This window comes from Chryseobacterium sp. HNCC26DJ238 (genome assembly GCF_057180465.1).
The window spans coordinates 11362-24210 of sequence record NZ_JBXUGI010000013.1 but is presented as its reverse complement, the minus strand read 5'-3'; the positions used below and the strand labels follow the sequence as shown (position 1 = coordinate 24210).

Sequence of the window (12849 nt, the reverse complement as noted above, 5' to 3'; positions counted from 1 at the left end):
CGTGATTTTCTGATCTTAAAATTTACAGTATTTTATAAATCGGGTAAACTCTGTAGGTCTTCTGTTCAAAACAAGGAGAGTGCCTGTAAATCCAATCCAGCTGAGCAATTCCGTCGTCTGCAAATTCCTTATCAGAAGCCTTCATTTTTTCAAATTTTTTCTTAAGATCATGATCTTCTTTTAATAATTCAGCAGCAGTATCTTCGAAAATATATGCTGAATAATATTCCTTCTGAGACAGTATGCTGTCAAAGAAATTCCAGTTGAAGAAAGAGTCTGCCGCTTCAGGTTCTAAAGTTTCAATAATATATTTTACACCGTCCTGATCGGTGGGCACCCTGAAATCTCCCTGAGAGAATTCAACATTCCCATTGAGCTTTGTTAATTTGGTTTCATAATGAAGATAATGACCTTCATAAGGGCTTTTGACAGTTTTAAAATCATTAATGATGTAATACTGAACGGAAGCAGGAGTATTTTCGGTAATCGGTTCTAATCTGATTCCGTTTCTTCTCAGTTCTTCAATTATCTTATACTGAGACTTCGGCACTATATAGTATCTTGGAATCGTGATTTGGCTTGTAGAGACTGCAGTGGTAAAAAGTTTGATTTTCTTTGTAAACGGTTTTTTCCTGTCGTAATACAACCGGGGCTTTCCGGAAATTTCGCTTGGTTTATATTTTCCTTCAAAACCTTTAAAATCCATCATAGAATATTTTGTGGAATCTATTTTCCATCTTATTCCATATTGTTTTCCAGCCTGATACTGAACTAGATTTTCATGCCGCAACTGCTTTATTTTTTTATAATCTTTATCTAAATTATTCAGGTTAACCAGGATGTACTGATAGGTTGCATCCACTCTTTTATCATAAGGTTTCAACATATGGGTTTCAGGCATGGTCGCCAAAGCATTAAATAAAGAAGCATATCCTGTAGAATATCTCGGTGAGTCTTCAAAAGCCGCAAAACCAATCTCCGGAACATCTCCGTGAATATTGACATATGGCGTACTGTCGTATCCTTTTTTCCTGAGGTCCTTGAGATTTTCAGGCTGGAAATCATTATAAAAATATTCGCCCAGACGATTTCCTAACCGTTCTTTAAAAGTCGAAATATAAGTAAACGTGTACTGGTAATCTGCTCCGTTACTGACATGATTATCAATAAAGACGTCTGGTTTAAGCCACTGATAAATCTCCTGAAAACTTCTGGCATTTTTAGAGTCTGCTTTGATAAAATCTCTGTTGAGGTCATAGTTTTTCGCATTTCCTCTGAAACCATATTCTTCAGGACCATTTTGATTGGCTCTCGAAAACGAACCACGGTTCAGCATTCCGCTTACATTATAGGCTGAAATAGCAGCAACGATAAAATTCTCAGGTGTTTTGATCTTTTTAGTTGCCAAATCCCGCATCAGCATCATAGTGGCATCAATTCCATCCGGCTCTCCGGGATGAATTCCGTTGTTAATGAATAAAATGGCTTTTTCCTTTCTTAATTTCTCCGGATCTTTCTCTACGAAGGGATTGTAGATAACCACATAGATCGGTTTTCCATTATCATCCTCGCCTTTGCGGAGGTATTGGATGGTACTGAAATTTTCTGCCAGGTTTTCATAAAAATCATTCATTTCCCGGTAGGTAGACGTCTGATTACCATTTCCTTTTTCAAAAGGAGTCTGGAAAGGAGTCTGGGAAAAAAACAAAGATGTACTTAGAAAAAGCAGAAGATATTTCAGTTTCATTGAAGTGATATTTCGAACTTTAAAATTACTGAAAGTTTGGAAAAACAAAGGGGTTGTTTTATTCTGACATTTGATTAGCAGATCAAAGTATTATTTAACCTCAGTTCGGGATAAGGCTCTATAAAACGCAAAGCTAAACAAAAATAGTAATTACGTGATTTTCTAAGATTTCGGATAGACAAAGGCGTGAAACTTATCAAGGTAATACAAAATTCTTGTATAGCTTGATAAACGAAGTGGCATTGTTTAACTTAAAAACGTTTCAAAAAGTAGAATTTCTCTGTTTTTCTTTGCGATAAAATAGCATTATTTTGAAAATCAATTATTTAAAAATTGTTTATCCCGAACTCAGGTTATTTAAGAATCCGGTGTCTGATTTTGAATGAGAAAAAAGCAGTTGAAAAAACTAATTATGCTAAAAAAGGTTTACCAAAAAAAATAAAATGGCTATCTCTTCTCAAGGATCAAAGCAATTTTTTATTTCACAAAATTTCAAATTTGATTTTACATAAAAAACCCCTAAAAGTTTGATACTTATAGGGGTATTCTTTCTTTACTTCTTAATTAAAAAGCATACCAACGTCCACATTTATTAACACAGAATGGTTCAAATTCAGGATTTGCGGTAGCCGCAGCCTGAAGGCAGGTTGCCTCATTACTGTAGTACGGACGACCGGAACCCCACCAAGAGGCACATTCTGGCGTAATTCCTCCTTTAATAGATTTTAAATTTTCTCTTGAAATTTTGTTTAATTTTTTCATAATGATTTGTTTAATTTTCCTACTCTATGCGTTTTTCGGATACCACGATTTTTATCACTAATATAAGAAATAAATATAAATTACAAAAATCTTTACATGATAAAAAATTTACATTTATCTTTTCATTTTGAAATATATTTTGCTTCCACAAAATCCGTCAGCCAAACTCCGTTTTCAGAAAGATAAAATAAAACTCCGTCTTCAAACATCTTTCCTGAATCAATGATCAGAATTACTGGTTTTCCGTGACGCATTCCGACTTTTGCTGCCGTTTCTTTATCTATGCTTAAATGAACATGTTGCCGACTTCTTTTTTCGATTCCCTTTTCCACAATGGAATCGACGTTACTCTCAGCCGTTCCATGATACAGGAACTCTGGAGGCTGCTGTAGTTTTAAGGCTAAATCTATATCAACTGAATGCCCCTGATTAGCTCTGATTCTGGTTTTATCTTCATTAAAAATAAAACGCTTCTTATCATTGGTTTGCACAATTTCATCCAATTCTTCAAAAGTAAATCCTTGAGAATCTTTTGTTGATTTTGAAATCAGTTCATGAACATCTGCCCAACCGTTTTCGTCCAAATTCAAATCGATCGATTCGGGATGATGCCTAAGAATATAACTCAGAAATTTGCTGGTTTTTTTCTTTTCCTGATCATTCATTATTTCATAAATTGGGTTTCAAATTTTTCACACTAATTTTCAATATCCTCTTTTTTCACCAGCTCCTCAATCCATTCTTTGGGAATATTTTCAAAACCATAATAAATTCCGGCGAGTCCACCCGTGATGGCTCCGGTTGTATCGGTGTCCTCTCCTAAATTGACAGCTTTTAAAACTGCTTCTGAATAACTTTTTGAATTTAGAAAACACCATAAAGATGCTTCTAAAGTGTGAAGAACGTATCCGCTGCTTTTAATTTCATCTTCAGAATATTTTGAAATATTATTCTTTAAAATCTTATCAAATAGCTGAACCTCTTTTGGGTTAAAACCTTGAATTTCAGCAAACTTCAAAACTATTTCCTGAGTATGACTATATGCTTCCATCTTATCTTGCCCTGTTATTAATTCAATGCCAAAAATCACATAAATAAAACATGCAAAAACAGAACGGAAATGTCCGTGAGTAATGGACGATACCTCTTTTACCGTTTTGTATAATTTTTCAATATCTTCTTCATTTTTCAGGTAAAATACCAAAGGAAGAATTCTCATTAAAGAACCATTCCCGTTATCTTCTTCAAAAATATTTCCCGAAAATCCGGCACTTTCCCCTTTCATCAACCTTGCAATGGAGTGTCTTGTAGTTCCGCCAATATCGAAAAGCCTTCCATGAGCAGTCCAATGTCCATATTTATTCCATTTTACAAAGCTTTGTCCGATCTTTTCCAAATCATAGCCTTTGGTTAATTCTTCGGCAAGACAGAGCGTTAACGAGCTGTCATCACTCCAGGTTCCCTTCGGCTGATTCCAAGATCCATATTCCCGCATATTTTCAACAGGAAATATTTTTAAGGTTTTTCTTTTATTAAATTCTACCGGAACACCCAAGCATCCCCAATGCAAACTCCGAAAATTCCGGCTTTTACGACATCTTTCATCAGGCTAAATTGACAAGTTTATCAAACAATAATCTCATTCCCTGCGTTGCGGTTTCTTTCATGACAACCGCTCTCTGTCCATATCCAAAACCGGTCTCATTAGGATTGATCACAATCAGCAAACAGTCGTCCTTAATCTCATGAATTAATCCTGCTGCAGGATATACCTGTAATGAAGTTCCGATAACGAGGAAAATATCAGCCTCTCTTGCTTTTTCCGTTGCTTCTTTCATCAGTGGAACTTCTTCCCCGAACCAGACGATAAAAGGCCGTAACTGTGCTCCGTCTTCTGCCTGGTCACCAATTTTGATATCCTCTTTCTGATCGTAAATCAGACTTTTATTATTATACGAGCAGGATTTAAACAATTCTCCGTGAATGTGTATAATATGGTTTGAACCCGCTCTTTCATGCAGATCATCGATGTTCTGAGTGATGATCTGAACATCAAAATATTCCTCTAATTCTGCGATGAGCCTGTGTGCGTCATTAGGTTTAACTTCACGGAGCTGGCGGCGTCTTTGGTTATAAAATTCCAGAACCAACTCCTTATCTCTCATCCAGCCCTCCGGGCTTGCAACATCAGTTACATGATGATTTTCCCAAAGACCATCTCCTTCTCTGAAAGTTTTTATTCCGCTTTCGGCACTGATTCCGGCACCGCTCAGTATCGTGAGTTTTTTCATTTTTTTTTAAGTTAATTTATTAATCTGTCCGCAAAATAATTTTTTTTCAACTCCCTTTTTAAGGTTCAGAAAATTTCATTTGCTCCGAGACAAAGAATGAATTGTTAATCCTCTGTTCTTAATAATTCTCTGTAAATTTTTTCATTTTCATCATCAAAAAAGACAAAAATAACCTCCTTAATGATATCTGATTCAAAATTCTTTACTTCCCGAATGGCAATTTTTGCGGCAAGTTCTTTTGGAAACCGGTAAACCCCTGTACTGATATTTGGAAAAGAAATTGTTTTTACGTCTAAACTTTCAGCCAATTTTAAAGAATTTCTATAGCAATTTGCCAAAAGTTTTGAACATGTTTCTTCATCATTATTCCAAACCGGACCCACGGTATGAATCACATATTTTGCAGGAAGATTTCCCGCTGTTGTTACCACCGCCTCTCCTGTTTTACATTTTCCCTGTCGGTTTCTGATTGCCTTACATTCTTCCAGGATTTCAGATCCTCCGGCACGGTGAATCGCTCCATCAACACCACCCCCGACTAATAAAGATGAGTTGGCCGCATTGACGATGACGTCTGTGTATATTCCGGTAATGTCGCCTTTGATTAATTCAATTGCTGGTTTCATTGAGTTTTAGTTTTTGGTTTAAATTTTCGTTATCAAATAAAAAAGGTTTCTCTTCAGGAAGCGTCAGATTCTCTAAATCATTATTTACAATAAACTGCCTCTGCTCCTTCACATAATCTGAAATATTTTCAATTAAAAGAATATCATTCTGAGCAAAAGATCTAATAAAATCATTTCTCAAACCAATTTGAATAGCTCTTCGATCCACCTTTTTCCCGAATGGATCATGATCCGGATCCCACTGTAACCTGACAGAAGATTCTTTTACCTGACTCTGCCATTCTTCTTTAGATAATCCAGAACTGCTGCTGTAAGATGAATATACAGCATTTTCTATATATCTTTTAAATGAATCAATTTTTAAATGAATCGCTAAAACATATTCCTGTCCCTGTTTTGTTCCCCAGCCATTTCTGTACATCATCCAGAGAAAATTGGGTTTTATCCACGTCATTCTTTCTAAACTGAATGCTCCTCCAAAATACTGATTCTGAACTGCAAATTCACCAATTTCTTTTCGGTAAGACTGATATACGATGATTTTTTCATCATCATACTGCGCCATGATATGATGTCCGTCCGGAGGCCACTCCTCCAGTTGTACCTTATATTTCTTTAATTTAATTTTCATTTTTTAATTTTAAAATCAAGTGTTCAATATCTGCATAGGCAGCATTTTTAAAATCCTCACCAACAAATACTCTGATCACTTCAATATTACCAACAATCGCCTGATTAAATATTTCTAAATCTTCAGACGGAATCCACAATTCATTATGATTTTTTGCTCCAACATTTTGGGTTGGATATTTGTTTAATTCATCTGCCCATACTTCAAACATAGTCACAAAACCGAGAAAATTTCCTGCTTCATCTCTGGTATTCCATTTTTCTGCAATTTCGGAAGGATAATCTTCATCTAAAACAGGGTAGAAAATTGGTTGCCATTCCAGTCTTGGAGGAAATTTTTTGAAATCGTTTTCGATAATTAAAACCATTTCTTTTTCCCCGACGGGTCTGTATAGTGTTTTTGTTTTCATAATGATATTTTATTCTGTCACCAACACAGCCACCTCATCAGACAACCTGATCTCCGCAGTAGCACCACTGTTGAACTGCAGGAAATCCTGCTCAATGCCGTCACTGAAAATAAAACCATCATTCGGCATTAATGATTCTATCGTCAGTTTATTCCCTTTTTTTATCGCTCCACAGCAGATTTCCGTCTGGGTTATCAAACTTTTATAGGGCTCTCTCACTGCAAAATATAAATCATCATCATTCATTTCTGGATATCCGGGTTCTTTTGAACCTGAGATTCCGTAAGCCATATTAAAAATGGAACTCAGCCAGCCAGTACTTCCCGTTTTTGTAGAAACTATAATACCGCTGGATGAGTGGGTTTCTTCTTTTCCGTTCAGTACAACTTTGTACCGTGCTGAGCTGTGAGAAGAGATCCCTATGAACAAATCATTTACAGCAAGTAACTTTTGACCGTCATTCAACACGACTTCTGCGAACCTCATCTGCCTTGAACTAAAGTTATCGTTTATCACAGATTGTACTCCCTTGAAGAAGTTATTAACATTGAAAGGAAGAAGCACCCCATTATATCTTTCAGCATCAGGATTTATGGCTACAATAGGAATATTTCTCGAGTATTTCGCAACGTTCGCTACCAGTCCATCCTGTCCGATCACAATAATTATATTATTCTCAGAGAAAATATAAGACGGAACAAATTCTTTTTCGATCACCTTATTTTTTATAATTTTTGAAAGCGTCGTCTGGACTGAAAGAAATGACTGATAGAATTTCTCATGTTCATCCACATATTCCGGAAAATTTCCTCCGGAACTTTCAATATAAAACCGGGCCTGGGCCTTAGTATTGAACCTTTCAATCAAAGACTCCAGCCTTGTTTTATTTTTGATAATGATGGCGTATTCTATTTTCATGATGTCGAGTAGATAAATATATAAACTATTCCGGTTTCATTATTGCCGGTTTCCGCGTACTAATGTTTCAAAATCGTTTCTAAAAGATCAGGACTGATATTCAGATTTCCGATTTTACCCGCATTTTCAGACAGTTCTCTAAATGCTAAAGCAATGTTTGATGCTGCATCCTGCTTTCCGTTGAGAGCGGTCAATACTTTCCAGTCCATTTCTTTATAAGGTTTCAGCGATGATTCCAGAACATATCCCTGAGTTTCTGCTTCTTTTCTGTCATTTTCAGTTTTCTGTTCGATCAGCTGCTTTCTTTGATTTTCAACCGAAATATCAGCATTCAATTTCATCTCTCTTAAAATTCTGTTGTTCTCTTCCTGTTGCACTTCAGTTTCCATTCTTTTTTCTTCGATCTGTTTTTGTTTTTCTTCGACTGCAATTTCAGTATTCAGTTCAGATTCTTTGATTTTTCTTTCCTGTTCTACGGCAAAGTTTCTTCTTTCATAAATTGCTTCATCTGCCTGCTGCTGCAGTTTTTCTCTTGTTTCGGTTTCTAAAGCCCTTGCCATTTCGGGAGTCGTCTGCACGGCAAGAATATTAACTCCTGAAATTTCAATTCCCATGCTAAGAATGGCTGCAGAAGATTTTAATCCTTCCAGGATATTTCCTTCTATTTTCTTTGCAGAACGGATGGCATCCTTTAAACTTAATTCGTGGATAAAGGATGACGTCGAAGTCTGCGCCAGGTTAATGATTCTCTGATTCAGTTTTTCGATATCATTTTTCTTATATATACCTGATTCATTAACGGTAAAATCTAAAGTTTCTGAAAGTGCTTTCGGGTCAGTGATTTTATAGCTGATCTGCCCCTGAATCCTAACCGTTTGATAGTCAAAAGTATTTTCATTAAAAATAAACGGAAGATCATTACTTCCCATGGGAATGGCAGAGATAGAGGAGTTGGGAGCGAAATAAAAGAACGACAACCCTCTACCTTCTTTCACGATTTCTCCGTTTTTAAAATGAAGAACGTACGTCATTGAATCAAATTTGATGTGCTTAAATCCAAACATAGCTTTACGTTTTTAAATTAATATTTGTGTTATATTTATGCTAATTGAAAACGGCATAAAAATCTTAAATTCTTGCAAACAATTTTAAATTGCGTTATTATTACACAAATATAATGCGATTGTTTTTATCCTCCAAATGCATTTGTGTAATTTTTACGCTAATGTAATTAAAATGCTGATTATCAGAGTTATTTTTTTTACTAATGATAGGTAATCTAGTTTTTAGCCAATGAGGTATCATCTCTCATCTTAAAAGCAATGATTATAAAACCGGGTATTTTCCGGCGATAAAAATGTAGGAATCTAAAGCAATTTTGTGAGAAAACAATGAATAAATCTAAAGAACCCGTGTGCCTTATTTTCGAAATAATAAATTCAAAATCCCCGGCAGGTACTATTTAATTTCAAAATAAAAACCCTCTTCTTCAAGCTCTTTATACTTTTCCTGATTAAAAGTGAATAATTTTCCCGGTCTTCCGCTGCCTTCTTTTTTAAACTGAGAAGTTTCGCTGAGAAGCCCGTAGCTCATTATTTTTTTTCTGAAATTTCGCCTGTCGATTTCTTTTCCTATAATGGTTGTATAAAGGTTTTCCAGTTCAGAAAAAACAAATTCATCATTCAAAAGATTAAAACCAACAGGCTGATACTGAATTTTATTACGAAGTCTTTTTAATGCTATATCAATAATTTTTTGATGGTCAAACGCGAGTTTCGGAAGTTGATTGACACCGAACCATTGCGCATCATCTGCATCAGAATCGGCACTTAATTCGTGATAAGATGGATTGACCAAACCCAAATAAGCCACAGAAACCACCCGATTTCTCGGATCCCGACCAACGTTGCCAAAAGTATACAATTGCTCTAAAAAATCAGGCTTTATGCCTGCTTCTTCCTGCAGTTCCCTTTTTACGGCATCATCTAAATTTTCATTATCCAAAACAAGGCCTCCCGGAAGTGCCCAACCCCCTTTGAAAGGCTCAATATTCCTTTTGATCAAAAGAAGCTGAAGATCTTTCTTATCAAAATAGCCGAAAATAACGGCATCAACAGCAACTTTTATATCCTGAAGTTTTTTTGGAGAATCCATAAATTAATTTGCGTTACGAGTACACGAAATTAACCATTACAAACCTTAATTTCTAAATTAAAATAATATTTTTTTGAATTATCTTTTTTATTAAATTTATAATCAACTTAAAATTAAACAATTATGAAAAAATTAATTTTTGCAATTTGCTCTGCATTTCTGTTTATCGCTTGTGATAAAGTGAAAATGGACGTAAAAACAGATTCAGACGCAACCGAATCTACAGAAAAAAAAGAATGGAAACCAGTAGATTCCGCAACTGCCACCAAAGCATGGATGGAATACGCCACACCGGGAGATATGCAAAAAATGCTGGCAAAATCTGACGGAACATGGATAGGAGAAACCACCATGTGGATGGAAAACGGCGGAAAACCCATGACAAGTAAGTCAACCACAACCAATAAAATGATTTTTGACGGACGCTATCAAACCAGCGAACACAAAGGAGATTTTATGGGAATGCCTTTCGAAGGAATGAGCATTACGGGTTACAACAATTCTAAAAAGAAATTTGTAAGCATATGGATTGATAATATGGGCACAGGTTTTATGAATATGGAAGGCGACTGGAACGCTTCAAAAAAATCAATCGAATTTAAAGGAAAAATGACCGATCCAGCAAGACCTGATAAAGACTGCGACGTGAGGGAAGTCTACACTTTTGTGGATGACACCCATCAGACTTTGGAAATGTTTGGTCCTGATTCTAAAACAGGCAAAGAGTTTAAGACTATGGAAATAAAATATATCAAAAAATAAGGAGCAGACCGTTTCACCTGAAACGGTTTTTTTTACATTCAAAATTCTTAGAAAATATTTGAATGAAACGATTTTTTTTAACTTAACCTCTTTAATCATCGGCTGTCAAGTGAAAAAAACTTTTGCCGATGATATTGTTTTGAGTTTTCCCCATGATGAAAAGATGGCATTTCAAAAGTTTAATAGGTCAGATGAATTTATAGTAGCCAGATTAAAAAAAACAAAAGGAATTATTTTGAAGTAAAATAAAAAAATCCGCAGAAAATTTCTACGGATTTCGTTTTGTATTTTTTGCCTTTCTGTATGGCTCTTTTTTTAATCATTCAGCTTTAAAACAGCCATAAATGCCGATTGCGGTACTTCTACCCTACCAATCTGTTTCATCTTCTTCTTCCCTTCTTTCTGCTTTTCAAGAAGCTTTCTTTTTCTTGAGATATCTCCCCCGTAACATTTTGCAGTAACGTCTTTTCTCAATGCCTTAATGGTTTCCCTTGCAATAACTTTCGCTCCCAAAGCTGCCTGAACTGCAATATCAAACTGCTGTCTTGGGATTAGCTCACGAAGTTTTTCACACATCTTTTTCCCGATGTAGTAAGCATTGGAATCGTGAATTAATGAAGATAAAGCATCTACCATATCTCCGTTGATCAGGATATCCATTTTTACCAACTTCGAAGAACGCATTCCAATAGGAGAATAGTCAAATGAAGCATATCCTTTAGAAATAGATTTCAAACGGTCATAAAAGTCGAAAACAACCTCAGCTAACGGCATATTAAACGTCAGTTCCACTCTGTCTGCTGTCAGATAACTTTGATTAACGATCTCCCCTCTCTTTTCAATACAAAGCGTCATTACCGCACCTACGAAATCAGATTTCGTAATGATAGAAGCTTTGATAAAAGGCTCTTCAACCCGGTCTAGAAGATTGGGATCAATCATTTCAGACGGATTGTTAATCAAAATTGTAGTCTCAGGGTCTTTTTTAGAATATCCATGGTAAGACACGTTGGGAACGGTCGTGATCACGTTCATATCAAATTCTCTTTCCAGACGTTCCTGGACGATTTCCATGTGAAGCATTCCTAAGAATCCGCAACGGAAACCGAAACCAAGAGCTGCAGAACTTTCAGGTTCGAAAACCAGAGAAGCATCATTCAGCCTTAATTTTTCCAATGAGAATCTCAACTCTTCAAAATCTTCAGACTCGATCGGGTAAATTCCTGCAAAAACCATTGGCTTTACTTCTTCAAAACCGTCAATAGCGGCAGCTGCCGGATTAACAAAAGAAGTAATGGTGTCCCCTACTTTAACCTCACGGGCATCTTTGATCCCGGAAATAATATATCCTACATCACCACACTCAATTGTTTTCTTCGGAACCTGCTTTAACTTTAAGGTTCCTACCTCGTCGGCACCGTATTCCTTTCCTGTTGCAAAAAATTTGATTTTTTCGTTTTTAGAAATACTTCCGTTCACCACTTTGAAATAAGCCTCAATTCCTCTGAACGGATTATAAACTGAGTCAAAAATCAATGCCTGAAGCGGGGCTTCAGGATCTCCGACTGGAGCAGGAATTCTTGCAACAATCTGCTCTAACAAATCACGCACCCCTTCTCCGGTTTTTCCCGAAACACGAAGAACATCCTCATACTTACATCCAATCAGTCCCATAATCTCATCGGTAACTTCTTCAGGATTGGCTGACGGAAGGTCAATTTTATTCAGGATAGGAATAATTTCAAGATCATTTTCCAAAGCCAGATACAGATTACTGATCGTCTGTGCCTGAATACTCTGTGCAGCATCAACAATCAGAAGAGCCCCTTCGCATGCAGCAATAGAACGGGAAACTTCGTAAGAAAAATCTACGTGTCCCGGAGTATCAATAAGATTTAAAATATATTTTTCGCCATTCAGCTCATAATCCATCTGGATAGCGTGAGATTTTATCGTAATCCCACGTTCTTTTTCCAAATCCATATCATCAAGGGTCTGAGACTGCAATTCTCTCTGGGTTACCGTGTTGGTATATTCCAGAAGACGGTCTGCCAAAGTACTCTTACCATGGTCAATATGGGCGATTATGCAAAAATTTCGTATGTTTTTCATTTAAGAACTATGTAATTTGCAAAGATAATAAAATGCAGGATAATTCCTCATTCTTAATGATGTACAGCGGAAATAAATTTTGAAGAGATACTGTGATCTTTTCATGAGCTTATTCCCGCTCTCCGCACTCGCTATTTTCTTTTATAAATAAAATGAGCTCAGACAAATGCTCCGATCAGGGCTGGGCAACAGTCTGCTTTTTAATTTTATGTCTGTAAATGGAAAATATGACAGCAGTTTTATCATTCCGAAAGCCGGAACATCTGCGAGATGACAGAGAGGCCGCAAAATGACTCAATTAAAAAACTATTACACATAAAAATTTAATTCGCTGAAAAAAGTCGTTTTGCAAGATAAAGTTTGCGGATAATCTTAGAATCATCTGACCTAAAATCTTTACCTTTTCAACTCAAAAACCACACCCAAAGTTTAAACTT

General features: G+C 36.1%; 13 protein-coding genes. 1 reads left to right on the top strand and 12 read right to left on the bottom strand.

The window, feature by feature from the left end; translation table 11 throughout:
- Window positions 1-22: 22 nt before the first annotated feature.
- The 11 genes from AC2A07_RS13065 to AC2A07_RS13015 form a co-directional block, all read right to left on the bottom strand.
- On the bottom strand, window positions 23-1747 hold the full coding sequence (locus tag AC2A07_RS13065; RefSeq protein ID WP_484050786.1) for a M14 family metallopeptidase: 1725 nt from the start codon (window positions 1745-1747) through the stop codon (window positions 23-25).
- A 564-nt stretch (window positions 1748-2311) separates the two neighbouring features.
- Complete coding sequence (locus AC2A07_RS13060) at window positions 2312-2509, bottom strand: hypothetical protein (protein ID WP_484050785.1); 198 nt, start codon at window positions 2507-2509, stop codon at window positions 2312-2314.
- A 122-nt stretch (window positions 2510-2631) separates the two neighbouring features.
- On the bottom strand, window positions 2632-3174 hold the full coding sequence (locus AC2A07_RS13055; RefSeq protein ID WP_484050784.1) for an RNA 2'-phosphotransferase: 543 nt from the start codon (window positions 3172-3174) through the stop codon (window positions 2632-2634).
- A 32-nt stretch (window positions 3175-3206) separates the two neighbouring features.
- Complete coding sequence (locus AC2A07_RS13050) at window positions 3207-4079, bottom strand: ADP-ribosylglycohydrolase family protein (protein WP_484050783.1); 873 nt, start codon at window positions 4077-4079, stop codon at window positions 3207-3209.
- A gap of 34 nt (window positions 4080-4113) precedes the next feature.
- The gene (locus AC2A07_RS13045; RefSeq protein ID WP_484050782.1) at window positions 4114-4800 is read right to left on the bottom strand and encodes a Sir2 family NAD-dependent protein deacetylase; all 687 of its coding nucleotides are present in this window, start codon (window positions 4798-4800) and stop codon (window positions 4114-4116) included.
- Window positions 4801-4904: 104 nt separating this feature from the next.
- Window positions 4905-5426: an O-acetyl-ADP-ribose deacetylase gene (locus tag AC2A07_RS13040; RefSeq protein WP_484050781.1), complete on the bottom strand. Its 522-nt coding sequence runs from the start codon at window positions 5424-5426 to the stop codon at window positions 4905-4907.
- On the bottom strand, window positions 5410-6057 hold the full coding sequence (locus AC2A07_RS13035) for a DUF4291 domain-containing protein (protein ID WP_484050780.1): 648 nt from the start codon (window positions 6055-6057) through the stop codon (window positions 5410-5412). Before AC2A07_RS13035 ends, AC2A07_RS13040 begins: the two co-directional genes overlap by 17 nt.
- Window positions 6047-6466: an ADP-ribosylation/crystallin J1 gene (locus AC2A07_RS13030; RefSeq protein ID WP_484050779.1), complete on the bottom strand. Its 420-nt coding sequence runs from the start codon at window positions 6464-6466 to the stop codon at window positions 6047-6049. The genes AC2A07_RS13035 and AC2A07_RS13030 overlap by 11 nt, the downstream gene beginning before the upstream one ends.
- 9 nt (window positions 6467-6475) lie before the next feature.
- Entirely contained in the window at window positions 6476-7384 is a 909-nt protein-coding gene (locus AC2A07_RS13025; protein ID WP_484050778.1) for an NAD(+)/NADH kinase, read from the bottom strand.
- 59 nt (window positions 7385-7443) lie between these two features.
- Window positions 7444-8415 carry an SPFH domain-containing protein gene (locus tag AC2A07_RS13020; protein ID WP_484050777.1) on the bottom strand — a complete coding sequence of 324 codons (972 nt, stop codon included), beginning with the start codon at window positions 8413-8415 and terminating at the stop codon, window positions 7444-7446.
- Window positions 8416-8842: 427 nt separating this feature from the next.
- Window positions 8843-9538 carry an NUDIX hydrolase gene (locus AC2A07_RS13015; RefSeq protein WP_484050776.1) on the bottom strand — a complete coding sequence of 232 codons (696 nt, stop codon included), beginning with the start codon at window positions 9536-9538 and terminating at the stop codon, window positions 8843-8845.
- Between the two features lie 123 nt (window positions 9539-9661).
- Between AC2A07_RS13015 and AC2A07_RS13010 the strand changes: the two genes are divergently transcribed.
- Window positions 9662-10300: a DUF1579 domain-containing protein gene (locus AC2A07_RS13010; RefSeq protein ID WP_484050775.1), complete on the top strand. Its 639-nt coding sequence runs from the start codon at window positions 9662-9664 to the stop codon at window positions 10298-10300.
- A gap of 315 nt (window positions 10301-10615) precedes the next feature.
- Here AC2A07_RS13010 and lepA read toward each other — a convergent pair whose 3' ends face one another.
- Window positions 10616-12412, bottom strand: coding sequence for a translation elongation factor 4 (gene lepA, locus AC2A07_RS13005; RefSeq protein WP_314494526.1), 1797 nt, complete (start codon window positions 12410-12412; stop codon window positions 10616-10618).
- Window positions 12413-12849: the final 437 nt, after the last annotated feature.

Bases quoted from the DNA above. Each gene is read 5' to 3' on its own strand.
- AC2A07_RS13065 (WP_484050786.1), bottom strand. From the start codon at position 1,747: ATGAAACTGAAATATCTTCTGCTTTTTCTAAGTACATCTTTGTTTTTT.
- AC2A07_RS13060 (WP_484050785.1), bottom strand. From the start codon at position 2,509: ATGAAAAAATTAAACAAAATTTCAAGAGAAAATTTAAAATCTATTAAA.
- AC2A07_RS13055 (WP_484050784.1), bottom strand. From the start codon at position 3,174: ATGAATGATCAGGAAAAGAAAAAAACCAGCAAATTTCTGAGTTATATT.
- AC2A07_RS13045 (WP_484050782.1), bottom strand. From the start codon at position 4,800: ATGAAAAAACTCACGATACTGAGCGGTGCCGGAATCAGTGCCGAAAGC.
- AC2A07_RS13040 (WP_484050781.1), bottom strand. From the start codon at position 5,426: ATGAAACCAGCAATTGAATTAATCAAAGGCGACATTACCGGAATATAC.
- AC2A07_RS13035 (WP_484050780.1), bottom strand. From the start codon at position 6,057: ATGAAAATTAAATTAAAGAAATATAAGGTACAACTGGAGGAGTGGCCT.
- AC2A07_RS13030 (WP_484050779.1), bottom strand. From the start codon at position 6,466: ATGAAAACAAAAACACTATACAGACCCGTCGGGGAAAAAGAAATGGTT.
- AC2A07_RS13025 (WP_484050778.1), bottom strand. From the start codon at position 7,384: ATGAAAATAGAATACGCCATCATTATCAAAAATAAAACAAGGCTGGAG.
- AC2A07_RS13020 (WP_484050777.1), bottom strand. From the start codon at position 8,415: ATGACGTACGTTCTTCATTTTAAAAACGGAGAAATCGTGAAAGAAGGT.
- AC2A07_RS13015 (WP_484050776.1), bottom strand. From the start codon at position 9,538: ATGGATTCTCCAAAAAAACTTCAGGATATAAAAGTTGCTGTTGATGCC.
- AC2A07_RS13010 (WP_484050775.1), top strand. From the start codon at position 9,662: ATGAAAAAATTAATTTTTGCAATTTGCTCTGCATTTCTGTTTATCGCT.
- lepA (WP_314494526.1), bottom strand. From the start codon at position 12,412: ATGAAAAACATACGAAATTTTTGCATAATCGCCCATATTGACCATGGT.